The sequence below is a fragment of the Rhizorhabdus antheiae genome (assembly GCF_049889055.1).
Taxonomy (GTDB): Bacteria; Pseudomonadota; Alphaproteobacteria; order Sphingomonadales; family Sphingomonadaceae; genus Rhizorhabdus.
The window spans coordinates 219592-244175 of sequence record NZ_JBLTWO010000006.1; the positions used below are offsets into that span (position 1 = coordinate 219592).

Annotated in this window: 26 protein-coding genes; 12 read left to right on the top strand and 14 right to left on the bottom strand. The window is 66.0% G+C overall.

What is annotated here, in order from left to right; all coding sequences use genetic code 11:
- Positions 1-4 precede the first annotated feature (4 nt).
- From ACNI3R_RS13380 to ACNI3R_RS13415, 8 genes are all read right to left on the bottom strand, one after another.
- Positions 5-643: a cytochrome b/b6 domain-containing protein gene (locus tag ACNI3R_RS13380; protein WP_426184081.1), complete on the bottom strand. Its 639-nt coding sequence runs from the start codon at positions 641-643 to the stop codon at positions 5-7.
- Positions 644-800: 157 nt separating this feature from the next.
- Positions 801-1163 carry a HesB/IscA family protein gene (locus ACNI3R_RS13385; protein ID WP_426184083.1) on the bottom strand — a complete coding sequence of 121 codons (363 nt, stop codon included), beginning with the start codon at positions 1161-1163 and terminating at the stop codon, positions 801-803.
- Between the two features lie 26 nt (positions 1164-1189).
- Positions 1190-1693, bottom strand: coding sequence for an SUF system Fe-S cluster assembly protein (locus tag ACNI3R_RS13390; protein ID WP_426184085.1), 504 nt, complete (start codon positions 1691-1693; stop codon positions 1190-1192).
- Positions 1690-2904 (bottom strand): cysteine desulfurase, encoded by a 1215-nt coding sequence (locus ACNI3R_RS13395; protein ID WP_426184087.1) that lies wholly within the window; start codon positions 2902-2904, stop codon positions 1690-1692. The genes ACNI3R_RS13390 and ACNI3R_RS13395 overlap by 4 nt, the downstream gene beginning before the upstream one ends.
- Positions 2901-3983, bottom strand: a complete 1083-nt coding sequence (locus ACNI3R_RS13400) for a SufB/SufD family protein (protein ID WP_426184089.1) — start codon at positions 3981-3983, stop codon at positions 2901-2903. The genes ACNI3R_RS13395 and ACNI3R_RS13400 overlap by 4 nt, the downstream gene beginning before the upstream one ends.
- Positions 3984-4140: 157 nt before the next feature.
- A complete protein-coding gene (gene sufC, locus ACNI3R_RS13405) occupies positions 4141-4884 on the bottom strand; it encodes a Fe-S cluster assembly ATPase SufC (RefSeq protein WP_426184091.1) in 744 nt (247 codons plus the stop codon).
- Between the two features lie 186 nt (positions 4885-5070).
- A complete protein-coding gene (gene sufB, locus ACNI3R_RS13410) occupies positions 5071-6543 on the bottom strand; it encodes a Fe-S cluster assembly protein SufB (RefSeq protein ID WP_426184093.1) in 1473 nt (490 codons plus the stop codon).
- 4 nt (positions 6544-6547) lie between these two features.
- Positions 6548-6952 (bottom strand): SUF system Fe-S cluster assembly regulator, encoded by a 405-nt coding sequence (locus ACNI3R_RS13415; protein ID WP_296618729.1) that lies wholly within the window; start codon positions 6950-6952, stop codon positions 6548-6550.
- Positions 6953-7258: 306 nt separating this feature from the next.
- On the opposite strand from ACNI3R_RS13415, the gene ACNI3R_RS13420 reads away from it, so the two are divergent.
- The 3 genes from ACNI3R_RS13420 (at position 7259) to ACNI3R_RS13430 (ending at position 11925) form a co-directional block, all read left to right on the top strand.
- Entirely contained in the window at positions 7259-8293 is a 1035-nt protein-coding gene (locus ACNI3R_RS13420; protein ID WP_426184096.1) for a quinone-dependent dihydroorotate dehydrogenase, read from the top strand.
- A 67-nt stretch (positions 8294-8360) separates the two neighbouring features.
- Entirely contained in the window at positions 8361-10067 is a 1707-nt protein-coding gene (gene ggt / locus ACNI3R_RS13425) for a gamma-glutamyltransferase (protein WP_426184098.1), read from the top strand.
- 82 nt (positions 10068-10149) lie between these two features.
- Complete coding sequence (locus ACNI3R_RS13430; protein WP_426184203.1) at positions 10150-11925, top strand: AMP-dependent synthetase/ligase; 1776 nt, start codon at positions 10150-10152, stop codon at positions 11923-11925.
- Between the two features lie 47 nt (positions 11926-11972).
- On the opposite strand, the gene ACNI3R_RS13435 is transcribed toward ACNI3R_RS13430, so the two are convergent.
- Positions 11973-12311: a hypothetical protein gene (locus tag ACNI3R_RS13435; protein WP_426184100.1), complete on the bottom strand. Its 339-nt coding sequence runs from the start codon at positions 12309-12311 to the stop codon at positions 11973-11975.
- Positions 12312-12537: 226 nt separating this feature from the next.
- On the opposite strand from ACNI3R_RS13435, the gene ACNI3R_RS13440 reads away from it, so the two are divergent.
- The 4 genes from ACNI3R_RS13440 (at position 12538) to ACNI3R_RS13455 (ending at position 15948) form a co-directional block, all read left to right on the top strand.
- Entirely contained in the window at positions 12538-13536 is a 999-nt protein-coding gene (locus tag ACNI3R_RS13440) for a DUF4272 domain-containing protein (protein WP_426184102.1), read from the top strand.
- A 321-nt stretch (positions 13537-13857) separates the two neighbouring features.
- Positions 13858-14508: a hypothetical protein gene (locus ACNI3R_RS13445; RefSeq protein ID WP_426184104.1), complete on the top strand. Its 651-nt coding sequence runs from the start codon at positions 13858-13860 to the stop codon at positions 14506-14508.
- A 202-nt stretch (positions 14509-14710) separates the two neighbouring features.
- Positions 14711-15349, top strand: a complete 639-nt coding sequence (locus tag ACNI3R_RS13450; protein WP_426184106.1) for a hypothetical protein — start codon at positions 14711-14713, stop codon at positions 15347-15349.
- Positions 15346-15948, top strand: coding sequence for a hypothetical protein (locus tag ACNI3R_RS13455; protein WP_426184108.1), 603 nt, complete (start codon positions 15346-15348; stop codon positions 15946-15948). The genes ACNI3R_RS13450 and ACNI3R_RS13455 overlap by 4 nt, the downstream gene beginning before the upstream one ends.
- 66 nt (positions 15949-16014) lie before the next feature.
- On the opposite strand, the gene ACNI3R_RS13460 is transcribed toward ACNI3R_RS13455, so the two are convergent.
- The 3 genes from ACNI3R_RS13460 to ACNI3R_RS13470 form a co-directional block, all read right to left on the bottom strand.
- Positions 16015-17424, bottom strand: a complete 1410-nt coding sequence (locus tag ACNI3R_RS13460; RefSeq protein ID WP_426184110.1) for a methyl-accepting chemotaxis protein — start codon at positions 17422-17424, stop codon at positions 16015-16017.
- Between the two features lie 154 nt (positions 17425-17578).
- Positions 17579-17977, bottom strand: a complete 399-nt coding sequence (locus ACNI3R_RS13465) for a hypothetical protein (RefSeq protein ID WP_426184112.1) — start codon at positions 17975-17977, stop codon at positions 17579-17581.
- A 101-nt stretch (positions 17978-18078) separates the two neighbouring features.
- Positions 18079-18258, bottom strand: a complete 180-nt coding sequence (locus tag ACNI3R_RS13470) for a hypothetical protein (protein WP_426184114.1) — start codon at positions 18256-18258, stop codon at positions 18079-18081.
- A 156-nt stretch (positions 18259-18414) separates the two neighbouring features.
- Here ACNI3R_RS13470 and rlmN point away from each other — a divergent pair, with 156 nt between their 5' ends.
- The 3 genes from rlmN to ACNI3R_RS13485 all read left to right on the top strand — a co-directional run bounded on the left by rlmN (position 18415) and on the right by ACNI3R_RS13485 (position 21137).
- Positions 18415-19599: a dual-specificity RNA methyltransferase RlmN gene (gene rlmN / locus ACNI3R_RS13475; RefSeq protein ID WP_426184116.1), complete on the top strand. Its 1185-nt coding sequence runs from the start codon at positions 18415-18417 to the stop codon at positions 19597-19599.
- Complete coding sequence (locus ACNI3R_RS13480; RefSeq protein ID WP_165323471.1) at positions 19599-19781, top strand: hypothetical protein; 183 nt, start codon at positions 19599-19601, stop codon at positions 19779-19781. Before rlmN ends, ACNI3R_RS13480 begins: the two co-directional genes overlap by 1 nt.
- Before the next feature lie 129 nt (positions 19782-19910).
- Positions 19911-21137, top strand: a complete 1227-nt coding sequence (locus ACNI3R_RS13485) for a class I SAM-dependent methyltransferase (RefSeq protein ID WP_426184118.1) — start codon at positions 19911-19913, stop codon at positions 21135-21137.
- 55 nt (positions 21138-21192) lie between these two features.
- Here the strand turns inward: ACNI3R_RS13485 and ACNI3R_RS13490 are convergent, their stop codons facing one another.
- Positions 21193-21825 (bottom strand): EF-hand domain-containing protein, encoded by a 633-nt coding sequence (locus tag ACNI3R_RS13490; protein ID WP_426184120.1) that lies wholly within the window; start codon positions 21823-21825, stop codon positions 21193-21195.
- A gap of 144 nt (positions 21826-21969) precedes the next feature.
- On the opposite strand from ACNI3R_RS13490, the gene ACNI3R_RS13495 reads away from it, so the two are divergent.
- On the top strand, positions 21970-22701 hold the full coding sequence (locus ACNI3R_RS13495; RefSeq protein WP_426184122.1) for an energy transducer TonB: 732 nt from the start codon (positions 21970-21972) through the stop codon (positions 22699-22701).
- Between the two features lie 23 nt (positions 22702-22724).
- Here ACNI3R_RS13495 and ACNI3R_RS13500 read toward each other — a convergent pair whose 3' ends face one another.
- Positions 22725-23183, bottom strand: coding sequence for an EF-hand domain-containing protein (locus tag ACNI3R_RS13500; protein WP_426184124.1), 459 nt, complete (start codon positions 23181-23183; stop codon positions 22725-22727).
- A 147-nt stretch (positions 23184-23330) separates the two neighbouring features.
- Here ACNI3R_RS13500 and ACNI3R_RS13505 point away from each other — a divergent pair, with 147 nt between their 5' ends.
- A complete protein-coding gene (locus ACNI3R_RS13505) occupies positions 23331-24548 on the top strand; it encodes an argininosuccinate synthase (protein WP_165325166.1) in 1218 nt (405 codons plus the stop codon).
- Positions 24549-24584: the final 36 nt, after the last annotated feature.

A 24584-nucleotide genomic window follows, 5' to 3' on the forward strand; every position in this document is an offset into this window, starting at 1 on the left:
CAGCCTAGCCCCGCCCCGGTAGCATCGCCAGCGTCAGGTTCCGGCCCTGCCGGCGGCTTTCGAACAGGACGCCGCCAATATGCAGCAAGATCAATCCGTAGAGCAGCGTCACGGCTGCCTCGTGAACCTCGCCGAGCGCGCCCTCCTCCCGCTCTTCGCCAGTTTCGTCCTCATCCTCGGACTCGTCGCTGAGCGCGCTTGCTGCGGTGGACGGGATCGCTTGGGCCGTCGCCGCCGGACTGAAGAGGCGCGGTTCAGTCATGATGGCGCCGCTCGCAATGATCACCAGCAGGGTCGCCCAGATGGCATAGACCATCAGCGCCCCGAGCGGATTGTGCGAGGGATGAGGCCTGCGATCCCCGCTGGCGATTTCACGGATATGCGCGATCGCGCGGCGGCGGCTTGGCGGGAAGGCCGTGAACCGGGCCTCGGCCGGCCCCACCAGGCCCCAGACGAGCCGCAGGGCTAATAGGGCCGCCAGGCCGTAGCCAACCAGCACATGGGCGTAGCTGCCTTCCCCGGTGAAGAGGGCATTGGCGACGATCGCTGCGACGATCGACCAGTGGGTGAGCTTGACCAATGGATCCCAGCGGCGCGGTCGCAGCGCTACTTCGCGGGTCTCGTCATGATGGTTCGTCGTCATCGGCGGTCTCCTGTACATCGTGGGAGACCATCTCTGTCGGGGCACGGGTCCGCGCCATCCGCAAGGAGCTTACGGGAGGGGGTATAAGCAGCCGCTTACCGGCGCATTCTGGTGAAGCGCGGCTATCCGGGCCACCCTCGCCCCGAGCCGTATCGAGTCAGACGGTGAAGCTCTCGCCGCAGCCGCACATGCCCTTGGCATTGGGGTTCTGGAAGACGAAGCCTGCGGAGAAATCGTCCTCGACCCAGTCCATCGTCGAGCCGACCAGATAAAGCAGCGAACCGCCATCGACATAGAAGTCGCCACCGGATGTCTCGATCTTCTCGTCGAACGGATCGGCCGCGGTCACATAGTCGACCGAATAGGCAAGCCCCGAGCAGCCGCGACGCGGGGTCGACAGCTTGACGCCGATGGCATCCTCCGGCGCCGTCTCCATCAGCTTGGCGATGCGCGCCTCTGCCGATGGCGTCAGGATCAGCGCGGCGGGGCGGGCGCGGGTCGTGGTGGTGGTCGCGGTCATTTCAGTCTCCATCCCCAGCGGGGCGTTCAGAGCATTCCCAGTTCGAGCTTCGCTTCATCGGACATCTTCTGCGGGTCCCAGGGCGGATCCCAGATCAGGTTGACCTCGGCCGACCCGACTCCCGGCACCGCGCCGACGCGCAGTTCGACCTCGCCCGGCATCGACTCGGCCACCGGGCAGTGCGGCGTGGTCAGCGTCATCGTGACGACGACATGGGCATTGTCGGCGACTTCGACGCCATAGACGAGCCCGAGGTCGTAGATGTTCACCGGTATCTCGGGATCGAAGATCTCCTTGAGCGCCGTGATGACGCCCTCGTAGATTTCACCGCCCGGCTCGCCCGCCGCCGCTTCGGCCTGCGGCCGCTGCGCGAGGAAGCCATCGAGATAGTCGGGCTTGCGGGCGGGCTGTGCCGCCGGCGCCTCGGCCTCGAGTGCGTCGAGATCGACCCGTGCCCGGGGCGGTGGCGTCACCGATTCGACCTCCTCGGTCAGGATCTTGCCGCTGTCGTTGGTCTGTTCGTCCATCATCCGAATATCCGCGTCACACGTTCGATCCCGCGCGCCAGAGCGGCCACGTCATCCTCGTCATTATAGATACCGAAGCTCGCCCGCGCCGTCGCCGGCAGATCGAGATGGTCCATCAGCGGCTGAGCACAATGATGCCCCGCGCGGATCGCCACGCCTTCCTCGTCCAATATGGTGCCGATGTCGTGGGGATGCACCCCCTCGATCGCGAAGCTGACGATACCGGCCGAATCGGCGGGGCCGAACAGCCGTACGCTGTTGATCGCCGACAGCGCATCGCGCGCCTTCGCGACCAGCGCCTTTTCATGCGCCTCAATCGCGTCGAGCCCGATCGCGGCGACATAGTCGATCGCGGCGTGCAGCCCGAGCGCGCCGACGATGTGCGGCGTCCCTGCCTCGAAACGCTGTGGTGGCGGCGCCCAGCTGGTCGCAGCAAAGGTTACGCGGTCGATCATCGAGCCGCCGCCCTGATAAGGCGGCATCGCCTCGAGCAGCTCGCCCCGCGCCCACAGCGCGCCGATGCCGGTCGGGCCGTAAAGCTTGTGCCCGGAAAAGACATAGAAGTCGCAATCGAGCGCCTGCACGTCGACCGTCATGCGCGGCACGGCCTGGCAGCCGTCGATCAGTATCTTGGCGCCGACGCGGTGCGCCAGATCGGCCGCCCGACGCGCATCGAGGGTCGAGCCCAGCACGTTGGAGACATGAGCCAGCGCCACCAGCCGGTGCCGATCGGTCAGCATCGCCTCGGCCGCGTCGAGGTCGATCCGGCCGTCGGCGGTCAGCGGGCAGACGTCGATCTCCACACCGGTGCGCTCGCGCAGCAGCTGCCAGGGGACGATGTTCGAATGATGCTCGAGCTGCGACAGCAGAATGCGGTCGCCGGCCTTGAGCGTGGACACGCCCCAGCTTTGCGCCACCAGGTTGATCGCCTCGGTGGCACCGCGCACGAAGACGATCTCATCGTTGCTGCGCGCGTTAAGGAAGCGGGCGACCCGCTGGCGCGCCGCCTCATAGGCGATCGTCATGTCGGCCGAGCGGCGATAGACGCCGCGATGGACGGTCGCATAGTCCTCGCCATAACCGCGCGCGATGGCATCGATCACCGCCTGCGGCTTCTGCGCCGTGGCAGCGGTGTCGAGATAGTGCCAGCCATCGGGGATTCCCGGAAAGTCCGCCCGGCGGCTCGTCTTGGCGATGTCGGCGATCGCGTTCATGCTCTCTCCTCCAGCCAGGCCTCGGCATCCGCCTGGAACGCCTCGCGCACGGCCTCGTCGCCGATCCGCGACAGCGCGTCGGCGATGAAGGCCTGGGTCAGCAGCGCGCGGGCGCGATCGGGCGTGATCCCACGCGACGTCATGTAGAACAGCGCCTGTGCATCGAGCTCGCCGACCGTGGCGCCATGCGCGCATTTCACGTCGTCGGCGAAAATCTCCAGCTCGGGCTTGAGGTTCACCGTGGCGGTGCGCTTGAGCATCAACCCGCGCAGACTCTGCTCGCCGTCGGTCTTCTGCGCATCACGCGCCACTTCGACCCGCGCCGCCATGCTGGTCGTCGCGCGATCGTCGGCGACCGCTCGCCACAGCTGGCGGCTCGTGCCCTCGGCGGCGGCATGGTGGACCACGACAGCAGCGTCATGACGCTGCTCGCCGCGCGCCAGCAGCGCACCGCCATGTTCGGCGAAGGCGCCCGGCCCCTCGATGCGAATCTCGGCGTCGAGCCGGGTTCCCGCTCCGCCGGCACCGAGCAGCGTGGTCACGATGCTGGCCCCTGCATCCAGCCGCGCTTCGTCGCGCAGCGAGACGAAGCCGCTTTCCTGCACGACCCGGATCGCCCGCATCAGCCGCGCCGAGCGGCCCAGCGCGATGCGGGTCAGCCGGTTCGCCCAGCCGTCGCCGACATGGGTTTCGACGATCGAGGCCTGGGCATTCTCGGCGAGCTCTATGCTGGCCGGAACATGGTTAGCCCCGCCGGTCGCCACATGGACGATCTCGATCGACGGCGCGCCCGCGACAGCATCCCTGGCGAGGGTCAGCGTCCAGCCGGCGCCCTGCGCGAGACGGCCGAGCGGATGGGCGGACGCCGCATCGACCACGCCGATCATGACCGGGCCTGGGCTGCTGCCTTCGGCGTCATAGCGCCCGTCGACGAACAGCAGGCGCGGCCCACTGCCGATCCACAGACCGGCGACGTCCACCGCAAGCCCGCGCGCAGGCGAGGATGCCAGCGCTTCGAGCCCCGAAAGATCGGACCAGCGCCAGGCCTCGTCACGAGCAGAGGGAAGGCTCAGCGTCATGCCCATTCCTCCCCGGAACGGGGAGGGGAACCGGCAAAGCCGGTGGAGGGGCAGCGCAGAACCAGCCCGGCAGCGATGGACGGGAGGTCGGACGCCCCCTCCACCATCCTGCGGATGGTCCCCCTCCCCGTGCCGGGGAGGATCTGGATCGTCGTCGTCACGCCGCGATCGCTCCATAGCCTTCGCGTTCGAGCTCGAGCGCGAGGTCGGCGCCGCCGGTGCGGACGATCCGGCCGGCCGCGAGGACGTGGACGAAGTCCGGCCTCACATAGTCGAGCAGGCGCTGGTAATGGGTGATCAGCAGAACCGCCTTGTCGGGCTTGCGCATGATCATGTTGATGCCCTCGCCGACGGTGCGCAGCGCGTCGATGTCGAGGCCCGAATCGGTCTCGTCGAGGATCGCCAGCGCCGGGTCGATGATGCCCATCTGCACCATCTCGTTGCGCTTCTTCTCGCCGCCCGAGAAGCCGACGTTCACCGCCCGCTTGAGCATGTCCATGTTCAGCCCCAGCGCATCGGCCTGGGCGCGCGCGCGCTTGAGGAAGTCAGCGCCCGAAAGCGGCTCTTCACCGCGCAGCCGCCGCTGCGCATTGAGCGCCTCGCGCAGGAACTGGACATTCGACACGCCCGGAATCTCGACCGGATATTGGAAGCCGAGGAACAGGCCGGCGGCAGCCCTTTCGTGCGGCGCCTTCTCCAGCAGGTCCTCGCCCTGGAACGACACGCTGCCCTCGGTGACCTCATAGCCGGGGCGACCGGCGAGGACATAGGACAGGGTCGACTTGCCCGCGCCGTTCGGGCCCATGATCGCATGGATCTCGCCCGGCCCAATCGACAGGGTCAGCCCCTTGAGGATCGGCTTGCCGTCGACTTCGGCGTGGAGGTTTTCAATCTTCAACATGGTTTGCACTCGGGTGAAAAGGAGACCGCGCTATTCGTGGTGTGCTGGATGAAGGCATTCGTCTGCAGCCCCTCCCCTTCAGGGGAGGGGTGATCAGACGGCGCGCCTCATCGCGAAGCTCAATCATGTGTGTGGGATAAAGCCCCTCCCCTTCAGGGGAGGGGTTGGGGTGGGGACGGCGGTCGATCATCCGACGCTGCCTTCGAGCGAAATGCCGAGCAGCTTCTGCGCCTCGACCGCGAATTCCATCGGCAGCTGCTGGAGCACTTCCTTGGCGAAGCCGTTGACGATCAGCGCGACAGAGGCTTCCTGATCGAGCCCGCGCGACATCGCGTAGAAGAGCTGGTCGTCGCTGATCTTCGAGGTCGTCGCCTCATGCTCGATCTGCGCCGAGGGGTTCTTGACCTCGATATAGGGCACGGTGTGCGCGCCGCAGCGGTCGCCCAGCAGCAGGCTGTCGCACTGGGTGAAGTTGCGCGCGCCCTCGGCGGTGGGCGCCACGCGAACGAGCCCGCGATAGGTGTTGTCGCTGTGGCCGGCCGAGATGCCCTTCGACACGATCGTCGACTTCGATCCCTTGCCGAGATGGATCATCTTGGTGCCGGTGTCGGCCTGCTGGCGGTTGTTGGTGACCGCGACCGAGTAGAATTCGCCGACGCTGTTCTCGCCCGCGAGAACGCAGCTCGGATATTTCCAGGTGATCGCGCTGCCGGTCTCGACCTGGGTCCAGCTGACCTTGCTGTTGCGCCCCTGGCACAATGCCCGCTTGGTCACGAAATTATAGATGCCGCCGCGCCCCTCGGCATCGCCGGGGTACCAGTTCTGCACGGTCGAATATTTGATCTCGGCATCGTCGAGCGCGACCAGTTCGACCACGGCGGCGTGGAGCTGGTTCTCGTCGCGCATCGGCGCGGTGCAGCCTTCGAGATAGGAAACGTGGCTGCCCTTGTCGGCGACGATCAGCGTGCGTTCGAACTGCCCCGTATTCTCCGCATTGATGCGGAAATAGGTGCTCAGCTCCATCGGGCAGCGCACGCCCTCGGGAATGTAGACGAAGGTGCCGTCGGAAAAGACCGCGCAGTTGAGCGTCGCAAAATAATTGTCGTGCATCGGCACGACCTTGCCCAGCCATTTGCGGACCAGATCGGGATATTCGCGGATCGCTTCGGAGATCGAGCGGAAGATGACCCCGGCCTTCTCCAATTCGGCGCGGAAGGTGGTGGCGACCGACACGCTGTCGAACACGGCGTCGACCGCGACCTTGCGGCTGCCCTCGACCCCGGCGAGCACCTTCTGCTCCTCGATCGGGATGCCGAGCTTCTCATAGACCTTGAGGATCTCGGGATCGACCTCATCGAGCGAACCGAGCGCCTTCTTCGCCTTGGGCTCGGCGTAATAATAGGCGTCCTGATAGTCGATCGGCGGGACGTTGAGCTTCGCCCAGTCGGGCGGGGTCATGGTCAGCCAGTGGCGATAGGCCTTCAGCCGCCATTCGAGCATCCACTCGGGCTCGTTCTTCTTGGCGGAGATGAAGCGGACGGTGTCCTCGCTCAGCCCCTTGGGCGCGAAGTCCTGCTCGATCTCCGACGAGAAGCCCCACTCATAGTTGGAGGCGCGTTCTGCGGCCTCATGGGCCGCCTTGTTGCGTACGTCGCTCATGATTTCATGCCCTCGACAGGGTTTCGAGGCTGACGCCGCCCAGGGCGCCGCGAATGGTGTTGTTGACCACCGACCAGTGCGGCTTCACCCGACAGGCGCCTTCGAGGCTGCAGTCGTGGCGATGATCGTCGACACAGGCGGTCATCGCGATCGGGCCTTCGACCGCCTCGATGATGTCCGCCAGACTGATCGCCGCGGGATCGCGCGCCAGGCGGACGCCACCGCCGGTGCCGCGCGCCGAGACCAGCAAGCCGGCCTGGGCCAGCCGGCCCATCAGCTTCTGCGCGGTCGGCAGAGGCACGCCCGTCTCGTCCGACAGCAAGGTCGCGGTCAGCCTTTCGCCCTGCCCGTGCCGGGCGGCGGCAGACAGCATCACGACGGCATAGTCGGCAAGGCTGGACAGGCGCATTGCGGGGTTTCGCTTCCAATCGGACTGATTCGATCCGATTAGGCAGATGGGCGCTCACCCGGTTCCCGTCAAGGGAAAGTGGGGGTGAACCGCCCTGCCTCTTGGGCCAGGCAGGGCGGCTCGGTCCGGCTGCTTCGGGGGCCGTACGCAGCCGGGTGGGGATCGCCCACCCTCTTTCGAGAGCGTGCAGCGGATGTACGCGGCGACGGGGTCGCTATTCCCGCAGGCAGGCATTTTTAGGCGGTAGACAGTCGCTATCGGCAAGTTGGGCATGACGCCGGCGACAGGGCGCGCTAAGCGGCCGCCATGTCGCTCTACGCCGCCCTCCGCCCGCTCCTGTTCACCCTCGAAGCCGAACGCGCGCACCGGGCGACGATCCGGGCACTGCGGCTGAAGCCGCACGGCGCCCTGCCGGTCGACGATCTCCGCCTTGCCAGCACGGTCGCCGGACTGCGCTTCCCCAATCCGGTCGGCCTCGCCGCCGGCTTCGACAAGGACGCGCAGGTCCCCGACGCCATCCTGTCGCTCGGCTTCGGCTTCGCCGAGGTCGGCACGCTCACCCCCTTCCCGCAGGCGGGCAACCCCAGCCCCCGGCTGTTCCGCCTGGTCGAGGACCGGGCGGTGATCAACCGCATGGGCTTCAACAATGGCGGCCAGGCAGCGGCATTCGAGCGGCTGCTGCGCCGCAACCACCGGCCCGGTATCGTCGGGGTGAACATCGGCGCGAACAAGGACGCCGCCGACCGCATTGCCGACTATGCCAATGGCGTGCGTGTGATGGCCGGGGTGGCACGCTATCTGACGGTCAACATCTCTTCGCCCAACACGCCAGGGCTGCGCGCGCTGCAGGATCGCGGCGCGCTGACCGAATTGCTGGCTGCCGTGATGGAAGCCCGCCCCGCCGGCGGCCCGCCGGTCTTCCTGAAGGTCGCCCCCGATCTCGAACCCGCCGACATCGACGACATCGCCGAGATCGCAGCCGAGTTCGAGCTCGACGGGCTGATCGTGTCGAACACCACCATTTCACGCCCGCCGTTGCGCTCGCGTCATGGGCAGGAGACCGGCGGCCTGTCGGGCGCCCCGCTGCGCGAACTGGCCGCGCGCCGGCTCGCCGACTTCCGCCGGGCGACGGGCGGCACGATGCCGCTGATCGCCGCCGGCGGGATCGCCTCGGCCGAGGACGCCTATGCCCGCATCCGCGCGGGGGCGAGCCTCGTCCAGCTCTACTCGGCGCTCGTCTATGAAGGGCCCGGCCTTGCGCGGCGGATAAACCGGGGGCTGGCGCAACTGCTCGAGCGCGACGGCTTCGCTTCGGTCGCCGAGGCCGTCGGCCAGGGCTGATCGCACCGTCGCCGCAGCCGCGCGCAAAGCGCTTCCGCCGGGCCTGATCCGGCTCTAAGCTCGGGCCATGCTGCACCGCGCCCTCACCGCTCTCGCCGCCGTCGCGCTTCTCGTCGCGCCGGTCACCGCCGAAGCCGGCACCGTCGTGGCCGCCGAACCGCGCGCCGCCGCCGCCGGACAGGAAATCTTGCGCAAAGGCGGCAGCGCTGCCGACGCCGCCATGGCGATCATGCTTGCCCTGACCGTAACCGAACCGATGTCCTCGGGCATCGGCGGCGGCGGCTTCCTGCTTCACCATGACGGCAAGACCGGCAAGCTGGAAACGGTCGACGGACGCGAGACCGCCCCCGCTTCGGCCGGCCATGACCGCTTCCTCGGCGCCGACGGCAAGCCGCTGCCCTATATGCAGGCGGTGCCCGGTGGCTATTCGGTCGGCATCCCCGGCAACATCGCGCTGATGGCGGAAACCCACAAACGCTGGGGCAAGCTGCCCTGGGCCAAGCTGTTCGAACCGGCGATCCGCCTGGCCGAACAGGGCTATACGCTGCTGCCCGACAACAGACCCGGCCCCTTCACGGTGCAGGGCACCCTCGCCTATCGCCTCAAGCAGTTCGAGAAACTCTGGGCCGATTTCCCCGAGGCCCGCGCCATCTACTGGAAGGATGGCCGCCCGCTCACGACCGGCGAGACGGTGCGCAATCCGGCGCTCGCCGCTACGCTGCGGACGATCGCCGCCAAGGGTCCCGACGCCTTCTACAAGGGCGAGATCGCCAACCAGATCAGCCAGGCGGTCGGCCGGTCGAAGCGCAACCCGACGACACTGACGGTCGGCGACCTCTCGGCCTATCGCGCCAAGCTGCGCGCGCCGGTCTGCGGCAGCTATCGCGGCCACCGCATCTGCGGGATGGGCCTGCCGTCGTCGGGCGCGATCACCGACCTGATGATCCTCGGCATGCTCAAGCGCTTCGACCTCGCCAAACTCGGCAAAGACTCGCCGGTCGCCTGGCATCTGATCGGCGAAGCTATGCGGTTGGCCTATGCCGACCGCGACGCCTGGCTCGGCGATTCCGATTTCGTGAAGGTGCCGGTCGCCGGCCTGCTCGACCCGGCCTATCTCGCCGAGCGGTCGAAGCTGATCTCGCCCGACAAGACACTGGGCAGCTATCCACCCGGAACGCCGCCCGGCGCCGAGCCGCTCGCGATGACGAAAGCACCCGCCGAGCAGGGCACCACCAACTTCGTCGCTGTCGACGATCGCGGCGACATCGTCTCGATGACCTCGACGGTGGAGGGGCCGTTCGGCAGTTCGCTCGTCGCAGGCGGCTTCTTCCTCAACAACGAGCTGACCGACTTCAACGAAGATCCCTATGACAAGGGCCGTCTGGTCCCGAACCATGTCCAGCCGGGCAAGCGGCCGCTGTCGTCGATGGCGCCGACGATCGTCTATGGCAAGGACGGCAAGCCGTGGCTCGCGCTCGGCTCGGCCGGCGGGCGCACGATCATCATGCACACGCTGAAAGCCATGATCGGGGCGATCGACTGGGGGTTGCCCGCCGACCAGGCGATCGCGCTGCCCAATATCTTCTTCCGGGGTCCCGCGCTGGTGGTCGAACGCAACAGCCCGCTCGAGGCGCTGGTGCCGGGCCTCACCCAGCTGGGCGAGACGGTCAGCGTCGGCGACATACCGTCGAAACTGACCATCTTGCAAAGCACCAAGACCGGCTGGACCGGCGCGGCCGACCCCCGCAGTCCGGGCGTCGCCCTGTCACAATAAGCCGCAGGAAGCGGGTGCAAAGGCCGATTTCGGCGTTATACCCCGCTTCAGAGCGGCCAGATCCGCGGGGGCAGGAGAGATGATGCGTAGCTTCGAGCGTTTTCCCAACCTCGTCACCATGTTCTTCACGCGCGCGGCGGAGAAGGGCGACGCGCCTTTCCTGTGGGCCAAGGAAGGCGGCCAATGGCAGGCGCTGAGCTGGGGCGAGGTCGCCCGGCGCGTCGCCTCGCTCGCCGCCGTTTTGCGCGCGCAGGGCCTGAAGGACGGGGACCGTGTCGTCCTCGTCTCCGAGAACCGCCCCGAATTCTGCATCGCCGACCTGGCGATCATGGCCGCCGGCTGCGTCACCGTGCCGACCTACACGACTAACACCGAGCGCGATCACACCCATATCTTGGAGAATAGCGGCGCCCGCGCGGCGATCGTGTCGACCGCGAAGCTGGCGCAGATGCTGCTGCCGGCGATCGTGCGCTCATCGACCTGCGAATTCCTGATCGGCATGGAGCCGATGCCGCAGACCGCCGTCCGCACGCTCGACTTCGCCACGCTCGCGGGCGATCCAGCGGCCGATGTGCAGGCCGCCGCCGCCCGGGCCCTCGACATGCGGCGGGAGGATCTGGCGTGCCTGATCTACACCAGCGGCACCGGCGGGGCGCCTCGCGGGGTGCGTCAGCATCACGGCGCGATCCTGTGCAATGTCGAAGGGTGCCTGGACATCCTCCAGACCGATTTCGGCTGGGGCGATGAGGTGTTCCTCTCCTTCCTGCCGCTCAGCCACGCCTATGAACATTCGGGTGGGCAGTTTCTGCCGATCGGGCTGGGTGGGCAGATCTATTATGCCGAGGGACTGGAGAAGCTCGCCGCCAATATCGAGGAGGTGCGGCCAACAATCATGGTCGTGGTCCCGCGCCTGTTCGAGATGCTGCGCGCGCGCCTGATCAAGGCAGTCGAGAAACAGGGCGGGATCGGCAAGAAGCTGCTCGACAAGGCGCTCGAACTCGGCACGCGCGAGAAGCTGCGCCTGACCGACTATCCCTATAAGCTCGCCATCGATGCTCTGCTGAAACCGAAGGTTCAGAAGCGGTTCGGCGGCCGGATCAAGGCGCTGGTGTCGGGCGGTGCGCCGCTCAACCCCGAGGTCGGGCAGTTCTTCTCCTCGCTCGGGCTGACCCTTCTTCAGGGCTATGGCCAGACCGAATCCGGCCCGGTGGTCTCCTGCAACCGGCCGAAGGTCGGGATCAAGCTCGACACGGTCGGCCCCCCGATGAAGGGCGTCGAGGTCAGGATTGCCGAGGATGGCGAGATATTGATCCGGGGCGAGCTGGTGATGGCCGGCTACTGGCGCAACGAGGCCGAGACCGAGCGCGTGTTGAAGGACGGATGGCTGCATTCGGGCGATGTCGGCCATCTCGACGAGAAGGGCCGCCTCAAGATCACCGACCGCAAGAAGGATCTGATCGTCAACGACAAGGGCGACAATGTCGCGCCGCAGAAGCTGGAAGGCATGCTGACGCTCCAGCCCGAGATCGCCCAGGCGATGGTCTCGGGCGACCGCCGCCCCTATATCGTCGGCCTGATCGTCCCCGACCAGGAATGGCTGGCCGGCTGGGCCGCCGAGCGCGGCCTGTCGCCTGAGCTCGCCAAGCTGCGCGACAACCCCGAACTGCACCGCGCGCTGATGGCGGCGGTCGACCGGGTCAATGTCGACCTGTCGGTGATCGAGAAGGTCCGCCGCATCGTCATCGCCGACGAGCCCTTCTCGATCGCGAACCAGCAGATGACCCCATCGCTCAAGAACCGCCGCCACGCGATCCGGGCGATCTATGGGGAACGGCTCGACGCGCTCTATCGGGCATGAGTCGCTTCGGACGGGACCCGATACGGCCTCCCGCAGGGCGAGCAGCGTCAGTGCGTCCGATCGAGCGTCAGCCGCTCGAAATACCAGCGTCGCTGCGCGGCGCTGGCACCATCAACAGTGTTGACCCGCCTGGGCACGGCACCACCTTCATAGCGAATTGACCGGCCATCGCGGTCATGGCCACTGACGATGATGGGCAGGGTGTACCATGATGACCCGGCCGCGCCTTCCGTCCTGCCCTGCAGCAGATTTGGGAGAATCGTCAGGTGGATGGTGGGAGACCGGTGGCAGGCCCGAACGCGCTTCGGAAATGTCGGCACCAGCATGGTGGGACGGAGGTGGCGGTTCCGTCCGCCCGCTATCGATGGCGGGGGCCGTCGTGGCATTGTTCACGCCTGCGGTCTCTCGATCGTTGCAACCGACGAGCAGCAGAACCGGCAGGATAGAAGAAATGCCGAGCTTATGCATGGCGGCATAACTGACTGCGGATCGGCAGCGTTTCCCATGCCGCGAGCCATTTTCAACAAGAAGGTCGGGGAATCACCTCTCCCATCTGGAATAAACTCGTGATGGCGTTATCGTTCTTCCTATGTTCCGATTCGGAGGGCAACTATGACGCTAGGATTGATCGATGCGGACCTCCGCTTTCCGGTGCTGGGCTTTCCTGTCGATGGCGATCCGATGCCATTTCAGGCGATCGGTTTGCTCCGCGGCAAGACCGGCTGGCTGTCCGAGCGTGGTCGTCATCTCGGCCTTGAGATAGTCGATTCCGCTGGCCGTAGCTGGACCGTGACGGGGGTCGTCGAAAGGACGCCGGCGCCGCGCAAATGGTGGCAGTTCGGCCGAGCGAAAGACGACGATGCGCCGGCCGAAGTGATGCTCACGCCCGGGCCCGTCCGATCCTTCGATGACACGCGCGCCCGCATCCTTGCCTTTGCCGATTCCCTGTTCGAGGCGAACGATGACGACGTGCTCGCCGCGCGGTCGGCCGAGACGATGGAGGCGCTCGCCAGCGCCGCGTTTCCGCTGCTGGTCCGTGCGCAGGGCCGCCGCCTGCTGCGCGGTGACGGCCCTGTCGCAGTCCGCTCGCAGGCCGAGGTTGCGACGCGGGCGCTCGTCCTGTCGGCGGTGGTGCTGGCGGTCCATGGGGCCGATCGCGCGCCCTTGCTCGACTGGATCATCGAAGAGCAGTTTGCGGACATAACCCCGTCGGAACTCGACCTGCTCACCGTAGACAATCTGCCGGACGAGCAGCGCTTTGGTTCGGCGATCGAAATCGAACGTCTGGCCGCGCTGCTCTGGGCGCTCGGCCTATACGACCTGCCGGTGTCGCAACAGCCTACCGAGATCGAAGCCGATCTTCCGGCGATCGTCTCGATGATGCCGCCGGGTGGGAACCGGACCGCAGAAGAGATTCGCGCATCGACCCTTCGCCCGGCCGAGGAGATCGCGGCGCTCGCCGAGCGGCAAACCGAGCTCATGCGCGCAGCCGATCGCATGCTGGCACAGAATAAGGACGATGAAGGGCAGGCTTTGGTCGCTTATGTCGCGGAGGGCCGCTCCATCGCGCTGCAATGGATCATCAATCCCGATCGTATCGACTGGAGTTGAACGGCGACTGCACGCATACGGCCGCGCGGTTAGCAGCCCTTCAGCGTCTGTTCTTTCTATGTAGGGAATGGCCTGTCACGCACTGCCTAACGGAGCAGTTGCGGGACATCCGGTTGGACGGACAGGTCCCCTGCTTCGAAACATCCCCTTGATCTGCCGAGGGCAGCCTGCGTCGACAGCCACCGTTGTCGCCTGCGCCCGTCGGCGTTCAGTTTCGGAGCGACACGATGGCATTACCACCCAAAACCGAAGAATCCAGTCTTCCCTGTACCCAAGCAAGTCGATTGGACCCTCGAAGATTACGCCGAAGCAGGGCTGAAAATGGCACGCGCCGTCGAACCCTTCATACCCGTCGTCGGTCCGCTTCGGGAAATGGAACGGGACTATAGAAAGGGCGATTATCGGGGAGCGGCCTTCAATGCTGCCATGCTGGCACTGGAGATGACGCCGATGGGCCCCATGGCGCGGGTCGCGCGGCAGGTACAGGCGATCAACAAGTTTCGCAGGGGTGAGTTTCTGGCGAGAGCCGCTACGCAACAACAGCGAATTCGAAAAGTCGAAGGATTGGCTCGCCCGAGAGGGGCTCGTGCCGCAAACTTGCAGCCTCCCCTTAGAGAGGTCCGCTCCAGGCTCGCTCCGGATGGCTCGACCCGCTATCATCCTGACGGTCGATATGAGGTCCATCACACGATAGGGTTCACGCAGCTGGGACCGATCCAGGCCGCCCAGCGCAACGCCGAAGGGCTCTGGCGCAATCATCCGATCAATTTGAAGGTCGTGCCGATGGAGATCCACGACCGGCTTCACGGGCGTGGGCCATTGCCCGCTTATGGTGTCGCCGGCAAACTCTGGCATGGCACTAACGACGTTCAGAAGACCGTCGCTCTCGCGACAGGAGCGGTTGCCGCGGACGCAGTGGACGGCGTGAAACGTTTGAAATCGGAGCAACCCAGACGTCAGGAGGCGCGGTGATCCACTTGTGTGCGCCAAGATACTGCGCTGCACAGCCCGGCACCCGGTCAGTGATCGAACGATCCCCTCCCCGCCGGGAATGGTCGTGATGGACAGTCTTACGCGCTCGCTGTACTGCCTGCATCATACAGTTGGGAATAGAAGAGGCTTCCGCATCCTTTTCGATTGGCAGGTTCCAAAATAGCATGTCTCTGGGGGGCGCATGAAGAACGATGGCGAATCAGGCAAAGAGCGCCCGGCGGCGGCTTCGGAGCGCATCCTGCGCGCGATCGCGGCGGAGTTTCCACGCCTGCACGATCGGCAGGGCCTGCTCGACAGCGCGGCGCTGGCCGCAGTCCATGGCCGGAGCGAGGGCGAAGCGCTCAGCGATCACGAACGGCAGGCGGCCGCGCGGACACTGACGCGCATGGTCAGCGACGGCACGGTGGGCGAGCTGCTCTGGCCGCGCGGCCATGCCGACAAGGTGCAACTGCCCGAACAGGGGATGATCGCCGTGTCGGTCGACCTTGGCTCGCTGCGCGAGGAGCGGCTGGCCTGGGAGGCTCGGCGCGAGGGCGAGGAGCCGAGCCAGGAGGCGATCGTGCGCGAGATCGTCCGCCGGTCGCGCGGGTGGATCTCCGACAATCTCGACGACGGCAAGCTGCCGCTGCTGCTGGTCAACGCCAGCATCATCCACGGCTCCAACGCCTTCGACATCCTGATCTCGGCGCAATATCGCAACCCGTACAACCTGTTGCGCTACACCCGCGAGGTGGTGCAGGTCGCGCCGCACGTGGCGGGCACCCACACCATGTTGGTGGCGCAGAGCTACGGCTTTCCCGACCTGATCGGCGAGCGGTGAACGACCAGTCCGGGAACGTGCCGCCGGCCGGGCCAACCGGTCTGCTCGGCCGTTTGCGCAGCTATGCGGCGCATCCCGATCCGCGCGCCGAATCCTGCAACTGGATCGCCCTGGCGGTGGCATCGAACCAGCCAATCTATCCGCTCTATCTGCTCTGGGCTGTCGGTGGCGACTGGTGGGTATCCGTCTGGACCTTCCTGTCGACCCCGTTCTTCCTTGCCGTGCCGGCGGTCGCCCGGCGCCATGCCGCGGCGGGCCGGGCGCTGTTGCCGCTGGCGGGAATCGGCAATGGCGTCGTCAGCGCCAAGGCGTTCGGCGTAGCCTCGGGGGTCGAACTGTTCCTGATCGCCTGCGCGTTGATCGGCCTGCTCGCCTTTCGCGGCCGGGAACGGCGCTGGACAATCGGCATCTGGGCTGCGGCAGCTGGAGCGGCGCTGCTCCATGACCATTATGGTACGCCGTTCGGTCGCTTCGATGCCGCCCAATATGCCGATTTCTTCCGGCTCAACGCCTATAGCGTCGCGGCGCTGTGCGGGCTGGTGTTGCTGAGCCTGGGGCGCATCGCCTGGGGCGAGCGGCGACAAGGTCCGGTCGCCTGAATCGATGACGGGCGGAAGCCGCATGGAGCAGCCCCGCCCGTCGTCAACCTAGTCCGATCGGTCGGATCAGAATTCCTGCCAGCCGTCGACCTCCGGGATCGTCTTCAACGCGGCGTTGCCCTGAAAGCGAGGCGCGGGGGCTGCTGCGCGCCGAGCCGGCTGCGCGATCGGCGCCGCCTGCTCGGCAAAGCCGAAGCGCTGCACCAGCCGCCCGAGCGTATCGGCTTCCGACGACAGGCTGCGGGCGGCGGCACTGGCCTCCTCGACCATCGCGGCGTTCTGCTGGGTCGCCTTCTCGATATCCGAAACCGCCACATTGGCCTTGCTGATCCCCTCGGCCTGCTCGGTGGCCGAGCCGGCTATGTCGCGGACCAGCGATGAGGTCGTGCCGATACCTTCCAGGATCGTGTCGAACGCCTTGCCCGAACGGCTGACCAGTTCCACGCCCTGCTTCACCTGCTGGGCGCTCTTTTCGATCAGCGACTTGATCTCGCTCGCGGAGTCCGCAGAACGCTGCGCGAGGGCGCGAACCTCGTTGGCGACCACGGCAAAACCCTTGCCCGAGTCGCCCGCACGCGCCGCCTCGACGCCCGCGTTCAGCGCCAGCAAATTGGTCTGGAAGGCGATGCCGTCGATGACCGTCACGATCTGGGCGATCTCCTGGCTCGACTTCTCGATTGCCCCCATGGCGCGGACGGCGTCGCGGACGACGTCGCTGCCATTTTCGGCGCTGACCCGTGCGGTGGCGCTGACCTTCTCGGCCTCCGCCGCGCTTTTGGCGGAGCTGCGGACGACCGTGGCCAGCTGCTCCATCGTCAGCGCGGTGGCTTCGATCGAGCTGGCCTGACCCTCGGTCCGGCGTGCCAGGTCATCGGAAGCCTGGCTGATCTCGGCAGAGCCGGTGCGAATCCGCTGTGCGGCTTCGTTGACCTCGCCGATCGCCGCCTGAAGCGCGTCGCCAGCTTCGTTGAAGTTGATCCGCACCGCCTCATATTCGGTCGGGAAAGGGTTCGACAGGCGATGGCCGAAATTGCCGGCGGCGAGATTGCGAAGCCCTTCGCTGAGCGAGGCCACGACGTCCTGCTGCTGCATCGAGGCGCGCAGTTCGGCCTCGGCGCGGATGCGGGCCAGCGCCGCTTCCTTGAACTTGTGCATCGCGCGGGCCATGCGGCCGACGCAATCCTGATAGTCGACATAATCGACCGGCGTATCGAGATCGCCTTCGGCCAAAGCCTCCATGCGTTCGACGGTCGACACATAAGGATCGGCGGTCGCCTTGCGGAAGGACACGGCAAGTCCCGCCGCCAAGGCCGTGACCGCAAGGATCAGCAGGGCCCCGCCATAGGACAGGCCAAACAGCGGACGCCCCAACGACGTTGCTACTATCAGAGACGGAACGGCCTGGATCGCGATGATGCTCGCAAAGGCCACGGACAATTTGCGCCTGACAGGCAGATGCTTCTCAAACCACAGCATCACAATCCCCACCCAAGTGTTTCCCGGCAGGACTTGTAGGTCAGGCATCCTTTGCAAAGCATGAATCACCGCTCAGGTCCGGGGGTGTTCCTACATGCACCATGGTACATATTGCTCAACGCCAGGAGCCATCGATTCGGTGCCGGCAAGTCGATTACTTCTGCGGCGTGCGACGTCCTGACGGCCCCCGGTCCGGGCGCGGACGCCGTTGCTGGTCGCGAGCACCTGCGGAATGTCCGGGTCCACCCGGCCCGCGTCCCGACGGGGCAGTGCCTTGAGGGCGCGGCTGGCGCGGGCTCACGCCAGCGACCTTGGGATTGAGGACCGTATAGCCCTCCGACTGGAGCTTGGTGAAAGCCGAGCGGACACTGGTCTGGATCGAGGCCTGCAGGTCGGCCGGCAGGTCCTTGAAGGTGGTGTTCGGATGAATGGCCGCCAGATCGCGCAGCAGCGCGTTCGGTACCCCCTTGGACGCCGTACGCAAGGCACCGAGGCCGTCAATGACGGCGGCGACGATCACGTCGTGCATAACCTCGGCGGCGGATCTGGTCACTTCGTCTCTCCGTGGGGCTCGGCTCCGACGCGCCGCTATACAGGCTGTACGGCGGCGCGGAAGCAAAATGCGCGCGGCGGAGCGTCGGTCGGGGCGTGAAATCAGGCGGGGCGGACGTCGGCCGGTTCGGCGGCGAGCACCTGCTGGGCACGGTCCTCGAACATCCGGGCCATTTCCAGATGCGCTTCGCGCGCCCGCGAGGACGTGGCGCGTGCGGCCTTCAACCGCTCCTCCTCGGCGCGGCGCAGGTTGAAAAAGGCGATGATGTCGTTTCGGTCCATGCGCTTTCCTGAGCTTCAGAATGCAGGGCGGCGGTCCGCCGAACGATTAGTATTGTTCCTAAACCTATGCCGCGCAGGACCGCAGGACCGGGCGCAGTGGCAAAATGTGGGCGAATCGCCTATATGCGCTGCATGAATCACCCCCAGCCTGTCGCCATGCCGATTCCCGGCCACATCGATCCTGTGCCCGTTCCGCGCGATCTGAAGCCACGCAGCGACGGTCGCATCGATCTGCTCGGGCTGTCGCGCGACGATCTGCGCATGGCGCTCGAGACCGCCCAGCTCGAACCCCGCCAGGCCAAGCTGCGCGCGAAACAGCTCTGGCACTGGATCTACAATCGCGGCGCGACCGATTTCGGGGTGATGACAGACATCGCCAAGGACATGCGGGTCTGGCTTGAGCAGCGCTTCGTCGTCTCGCGCCCCGCAGTGGTCGAGGCGCAGGTCTCGACCGACGGCACGCGCAAATGGCTGCTCCGGTCGGACGACGGCCAGGATTATGAGATGGTGTTCATCCCGGACGCCGACCGCGGCACGCTGTGCGTGTCGAGTCAGGTGGGCTGCACGCTCAACTGCCGCTTCTGCCACACCGGCACGATGCGCCTGGTCCGCAACCTCACCCCGGCCGAGATTGTGGGGCAGGTTATGCTGGCGCGCGACGCGCTCGGCGAATGGCCGTCGCAGCCCGAGGGGCGCATGCTCACCAACATCGTCATGATGGGCATGGGCGAGCCGCTCTACAATTTCGACAATGTCCGCGATGCCCTCAAGCTCGTGATGGACGGCGACGGGCTCGCTCTGTCGAAACGGCGCATCACCCTGTCGACTGCGGGCGTGGTGCCGATGATGGCGCGCGCCGGCGAGGAGATCGGCGTCAATCTGGCGGTATCGCTCCACGCCATCACCAAGGACGTGCGCGACGAGATCGTCCCGCTCAACCGCAAATATGGCATCGAGGAACTGCTGCAGGCCTGTGCCGACTATCCCGGCGCCAATAATGCCCGGCGCATCACCTTCGAATATGTGATGCTCAAGGACAAGAATGACCGCGACGAGGACGCGCACGAACTCGTCCGGCTGATTCGCAAGTATAAGCTGCCGGCCAAGGTCAACCTGATCCCCTTCAACCCCTGGCCGGGCGCGGACTATGCCTGCTCCGATCCGGACCGGATCGCGCGTTTCTCCGACATCATCTTCAAGGCCGGAATTTCCGCCCCCGTGCGCACGCCGCGCGGCCGCGACATCATGGCGGCCTGCGGGCAGCTCAAATCGGCCTCCGAAAAGAAGAGCCGCGCCGAACTGGACCGCATGGCCGCCGAGAAGCAGGCGGCGCTGGGCTGATGTCGGGCGATCGCTTCGAACGGCATCGCCAGCCCTGGACCACCGACGAGGTCCAGAAGCTGCACACGCTGGCGAAGAAGGGCATGGCACTGAAGGCCATCGCCAAGGCGCTCAAGCGGTCCGAGGAATCGACCAAGGACCGCGCCAAGGCCGACGGACTGTCGATCGCCAAGCTGCGCTGATCGCTTCAGCAGGGGCTGGCTACGCAGCCAAGCCCCGGATATTCCGCCGCTTTATTACGCTATTTTAACCGACGCGCCTCTTGCGCCGGGCGCCCGGCGACGTTCTTATGGCGTGGCTGGAGGCTGCCCATGTCGCTGTTCGATCGTTTTGCCGGCCATCTCTTCAAACGTGGGGAGATGACAATCATCCTCGCCGACGGTGAAGCCCGCCATTACGGCACGCCCGATCCCGCCCTCAAGCCGGTCACGATCCGATTCGTCGACCGGGGCGTTCCCGCCTTCATCGCCCGCAACCCGCATCTGCATGCAGCCGAAGCCTTCATGGAAGGCCGCCTCGTGATCGAGCAGGGCGACATTCGCGACCTGGTCGACCTGGTTCGCGCCAATGGCCGCTGGGAAGAGGGCCGCATCACGCTGCGCGGCACCTTCCGCCATCTCATACGCGACCGGCTGCGGGCGATGGTCCAGAGCGTGAACTGGGCGACGCGGTCCAAGTCGAACGTGGCGCATCATTACGACCTCAACGACCGGCTCTACGACCTCTTCCTCGACGCCGATCGCCAATATAGCTGCGCCTATTTCACCGGTCCCGATGTCGATCTCGACACGGCGCAGGCCGACAAAAAGGCGCATATCGCCGCCAAGCTCCACCTCAGCCCCGGCCAGCGGGTGCTCGACATCGGATGCGGATGGGGCGGCATGGCGCTCTATCTGAACCGTGCTGCCGACGTGGACGTGCTCGGCATCACGCTGTCGGAGGAACAGCTGAAGGTCGCACGCCAGCGCGCGGCGGATGCCGGCGTATCGGACCGGGTGAAGTTCGAGCTGATCGATTATCGCGCGCTGGAGGGCAAGTTCGACCGGATCGTCTCGGTCGGCATGTTCGAACATGTCGGCGTGCCGCAATATGAGACCTTCTTCGCCAAGTGCCGCGACCTGCTGACCGAGGATGGGGTGATGCTGCTCCACACGATCGGGCGGCTGGGCGTACCCGGCAAGACCGACGCCTTCACCCTCAAATATATCTTCCCCGGCGGCTATAATCCGGCCCTGTCCGAGATCGTCGCCGCAAGCGAGCCCGCACGGATGATCGTGACCGACGTCGAGACGCTGCGGCTCCATTATGGCATGACGCTCGACCGCTGGTATGACCGCACCGTCGCTGCCCGCGACGCGATCGTCGCGCTGTACGACGAGCGCTTCTACCGCATGTGGACCTTTTACCTCGCGGGTGCCCGCGCCGCCTTCTACCACGGCAATCTGTGCAACTATCAGGTTCAATATGTCCGCAACCGGCGGACCCTGCCGATCACGCGCGACTATATGATCGACACCGAAAGGCGACTGCCACGCTGACGCGAAAAAGGGCCCGCGCCGGAGCACGGGCCCTTTTCATTCGTGGCCGTGAGATTTAGCCGCGCGGGGGCGGGGGCGGAGCATCCGGCCCGCGCTCGCCGCGCTTCGCCTTCCACTCTGCGCGCATGGCATCCCGCGCCGCGCGCTGCTCGTCCGGGCTGATCGTGCCGTCGCGGTTGCTGTCCACCTTGTCGAACATGGCGAGCGCAGACGACTGCGCCTCGGCGAGGCTGACCTTGCCGTCCTTGTTCGCGTCGGCCCGGTCGAACCAGAAGCCGCCGCCGCCCATCATCATGCCGCCATGGTGGCGCTTCATACCCTTGTGGCGGCCGCGCGGACCGTCGCCCTCACCGGGCGGGGGAGGCGGCGGGGGTGCGAGGAACTCGTCCTTCGACACGCTGCCACTGCCGTCCTTGTCGAGCTTGGCGAACTTCTCGCCCCGGCGTTCGTCGCGCCGCTCGGCGAAAGCCTCGCGCATCTTGGCCCGGGAAGCATCCATCTCGGCCTTGGTGACGAAGCCGTCGCCATTGGTGTCGAGGCGCTTGAACATCTCGGTGACACGCGTTTGCGCCTCTGCGCGGGTCTTGGGTGGCGGGGGCGGCCCGTCCCGGCCGGGCGCGGCAACCGCCACTCCCGCCACGAGCATGGAAACGAGCGCCGTCGCGCCGATCAATCTTGTCCTGGTCATGTCCTGCATCCTTCCTGCGATCCAAACGTCCGAAGACGGGAAAAGGGTGGACGGAGCGGCATGAACAGGGGGGAGATGCCGGTCCGTCCTGTGATGCCTTTTGAAGGAGGAAACTTGCAGCCATAGTTCGCGACTGAAATTCTTGTGTCGAAGCTGAAATATACCGAATTAACGGATGCCGGAAGCTTTTCAGCTCTCAGGGGGTGTATGGTGAAACGATTTTGGTTGCCGATCGCACTATGCTTGAGCCCCGGCGCGTTTGCCCTGCCGCCCACGGCGTACAATCCAAGTGCCTGGATGAAATGGCAGGAGGTTCCACCAGGGTTGCTGAAGCGCGGTGAACGCATTCGCGTTCATGTTAAGGTGACAGTCTCAGCAGAAGGGCGCGCGACGGACTGCGCACCGCTCGTTCCCAGTGGATCAACCGTGTTCGATACCCTTACATGCTCGGTCTTTATGGTGCAGGGTCGGTTTCGGCCGGCGCTTGACGACAAGAAGCGCCCCGTCGATGGCATATTCGAGTTCACAAAGACTTGGGAAGCGCGCGAAACGGCGATCGATGCCGGTTCCAGCAAGGCAGCTGGCCCACAACCTGCCGCAGGCTATGGGGACTGGGTCTCGCTCTATGATCTTCCTAAGGGCGCGATGCGAAGGGATGAGATAGTGACATCCCGGCTGATGCTTCTGGTTTCGACCGACGGGCGTGTGAAACACTGCACCGCCTCCGTATCGAGCGAAAGGCCAGATCTCGATGCCTATGCCTGCCGGCTGTTCCAGCTGCGCGGACGATACAAGCCGGCGCGGGATGCAGTGGGAAACCCGGTGGAAGCTGTGGATTGGCAGAATGTGCGCTGGCAGGTGCCGGAGAATTGGTAAGGTTTGACCGCCGCGGGCCTTGCTCACTGAACTGCGGACAATGTCTTCCGAAACAACGTCATCTTTTCCACAGCGGCCGCGCGCTCTCGTTCGTCGAGGATGCCGTCATGGTCGCGGTCGGCTGCGTCGAAAGCCGCACGGCCGGCAGCCTGGATCTCATGGATGGACAGCGTGCCATCGCCGTCACGATCGACAATGCGGTAGGCGATGTCCATAATCCCAGCAGTGCTCAGGGGTCCCTTACCGTTGACAGAGAGGCGCGCGCTGCCATCGGGAGCGACGTCCATTACGAAGGGCTCCAGATCCAGCTTGGTGGTAAGGAAAGTGCGGGCGTAGCCGAGCGCTTCGGCGGCCTCGGGCCGGTCGATGCGGCGGTCGCCATTGCGATCCGCGCCTGCGAAATATTGAACGAGCGCTGCATCCAGCCCCTCGCGGGTCATCGGCAGTTGCTGGGCCTGGGCAGCAGACGTCGCAGTCAGCATCGCGGTGATTCCCCCCACCGCCAACGACAAAAGCCACCGAAGAGACGACACCCGACACTGCTCCGCCATGGAAAAACGCTATCAGCTTGAATGGCAGCGCCCCGCATGGCAAGGGCGCCGCGCCTTTGATGCGGCTTGGAGATCGAGATGAGCGACGTGAAGCGGGTGGTTCTGGCCTTCTCGGGAGGGCTCGACACGAGCGTCATCCTGAAATGGTTGCAGCAGACCTACCAGTGCGAGGTCGTCACCTTCACCGCCGACCTCGGCCAGGGCGAAGAGCTGGAGCCGGCGCGCGCCAAGGCCAAGCTGATGGGCGTGCCCGATCATCACATCTTCATCGACGACCTGCGCGAGGAATTCGTGCGGGACTATGTCTTCCCGATGATGCGCTCCAACGCCTTGTATGAAGGCCTCTATCTGCTCGGCACCTCGATCGCCCGCCCGCTGATCGCCAAGCGCCAGATCGAGATTGCGCGCCAGGTCGGCGCCGATGCGGTCAGCCATGGCGCGACCGGCAAGGGCAATGACCAGGTCCGCTTCGAGCTCGGCTATTATGGTCTCGCTCCCGACATCCGCGTGATCGCGCCGTGGCGCGAATGGGACCTCACCAGCCGCACCGCGCTGATCGCCTTCGCCGAAGCGCACCAGATCCCGGTGCCGAAGGACAAGCGCGGCGAATCGCCCTTCTCGACCGACGCCAACATGCTCCACACCTCGTCCGAGGGTAAGGTGCTCGAGGATCCGTGGGAGGAGGTGCCCGACTATGTCTATTCGCGCACCGTCAACCCGGAGGACGCGCCCGACGCGCCCGAGTTCATCACGATCGACTTCGAGCGCGGCGACGGCGTGGCGATCAACGGCGTCGGCATGAGCCCGGCGACGCTGCTCGAGACGCTCAACGATTATGGCCGCAAGCATGGCATCGGCCGCCTCGACCTCGTCGAGAACCGCTTCGTCGGCATGAAGTCGCGCGGCATGTACGAGACGCCGGGCGGCACCATCTATCACCTCGCCCATCGCGGTATCGAGCAGATCACCCTCGACCGCGGCGCCGCCCACCTCAAGGACGAGCTCGCGCCGCGCTATGCCGAGCTGATCTACAACGGCTTCTGGTTCTCGCCCGAGCGCGAGATGCTGCAGGCCGCGATCGACCACAGCCAGGAGAAGGTGACCGGCACGGTCCGGCTCAAGCTGTACAAGGGCGGCGTCTATGTCGTCGGCCGCAAGTCGCCGAACACGCTCTATTCGGAAAAAGTCGTCACCTTCGAGGACGACGCCGGCGCCTATGACCAGCGCGACGCGGCGGGCTTCATCAAGCTCAACGCGCTGCGCCTGCGCCTGCTCGGCCGTCGCGACGGGCGTTGAGCTTCAGGTGGCGGCGCTTCCGGGCGCCGTCGCTCC

Coding starts and splice junctions, on each gene's coding strand:
- ACNI3R_RS13445 (WP_426184104.1), top strand. CDS start 13,858: ATGGCACGCGCCGTCGAACCCTTCATACCCGTCGTCGGTCCGCTTCGG.
- ACNI3R_RS13485 (WP_426184118.1), top strand. CDS start 19,911: ATGTCGCTGTTCGATCGTTTTGCCGGCCATCTCTTCAAACGTGGGGAG.
- ACNI3R_RS13420 (WP_426184096.1), top strand. CDS start 7,259: ATGTCGCTCTACGCCGCCCTCCGCCCGCTCCTGTTCACCCTCGAAGCC.
- sufB (WP_426184093.1), bottom strand. CDS start 6,543: ATGAGCGACGTACGCAACAAGGCGGCCCATGAGGCCGCAGAACGCGCC.
- ACNI3R_RS13490 (WP_426184120.1), bottom strand. CDS start 21,825: ATGACCAGGACAAGATTGATCGGCGCGACGGCGCTCGTTTCCATGCTC.
- ACNI3R_RS13500 (WP_426184124.1), bottom strand. CDS start 23,183: ATGCTGACTGCGACGTCTGCTGCCCAGGCCCAGCAACTGCCGATGACC.
- ACNI3R_RS13415 (WP_296618729.1), bottom strand. CDS start 6,952: ATGCGCCTGTCCAGCCTTGCCGACTATGCCGTCGTGATGCTGTCTGCC.
- ACNI3R_RS13435 (WP_426184100.1), bottom strand. CDS start 12,311: ATGCCACGACGGCCCCCGCCATCGATAGCGGGCGGACGGAACCGCCAC.
- ACNI3R_RS13505 (WP_165325166.1), top strand. CDS start 23,331: ATGAGCGACGTGAAGCGGGTGGTTCTGGCCTTCTCGGGAGGGCTCGAC.
- ACNI3R_RS13430 (WP_426184203.1), top strand. CDS start 10,150: ATGCGTAGCTTCGAGCGTTTTCCCAACCTCGTCACCATGTTCTTCACG.
- sufC (WP_426184091.1), bottom strand. CDS start 4,884: ATGTTGAAGATTGAAAACCTCCACGCCGAAGTCGACGGCAAGCCGATC.
- ggt (WP_426184098.1), top strand. CDS start 8,361: ATGCTGCACCGCGCCCTCACCGCTCTCGCCGCCGTCGCGCTTCTCGTC.
- ACNI3R_RS13440 (WP_426184102.1), top strand. CDS start 12,538: ATGACGCTAGGATTGATCGATGCGGACCTCCGCTTTCCGGTGCTGGGC.
- ACNI3R_RS13385 (WP_426184083.1), bottom strand. CDS start 1,163: ATGACCGCGACCACCACCACGACCCGCGCCCGCCCCGCCGCGCTGATC.
- rlmN (WP_426184116.1), top strand. CDS start 18,415: ATGCCGATTCCCGGCCACATCGATCCTGTGCCCGTTCCGCGCGATCTG.
- ACNI3R_RS13400 (WP_426184089.1), bottom strand. CDS start 3,983: ATGACGCTGAGCCTTCCCTCTGCTCGTGACGAGGCCTGGCGCTGGTCC.
- ACNI3R_RS13480 (WP_165323471.1), top strand. CDS start 19,599: ATGTCGGGCGATCGCTTCGAACGGCATCGCCAGCCCTGGACCACCGAC.
- ACNI3R_RS13460 (WP_426184110.1), bottom strand. CDS start 17,424: ATGCTGTGGTTTGAGAAGCATCTGCCTGTCAGGCGCAAATTGTCCGTG.
- ACNI3R_RS13380 (WP_426184081.1), bottom strand. CDS start 643: ATGACGACGAACCATCATGACGAGACCCGCGAAGTAGCGCTGCGACCG.
- ACNI3R_RS13470 (WP_426184114.1), bottom strand. CDS start 18,258: ATGGACCGAAACGACATCATCGCCTTTTTCAACCTGCGCCGCGCCGAG.
- ACNI3R_RS13450 (WP_426184106.1), top strand. CDS start 14,711: ATGAAGAACGATGGCGAATCAGGCAAAGAGCGCCCGGCGGCGGCTTCG.
- ACNI3R_RS13390 (WP_426184085.1), bottom strand. CDS start 1,693: ATGATGGACGAACAGACCAACGACAGCGGCAAGATCCTGACCGAGGAG.
- ACNI3R_RS13395 (WP_426184087.1), bottom strand. CDS start 2,904: ATGAACGCGATCGCCGACATCGCCAAGACGAGCCGCCGGGCGGACTTT.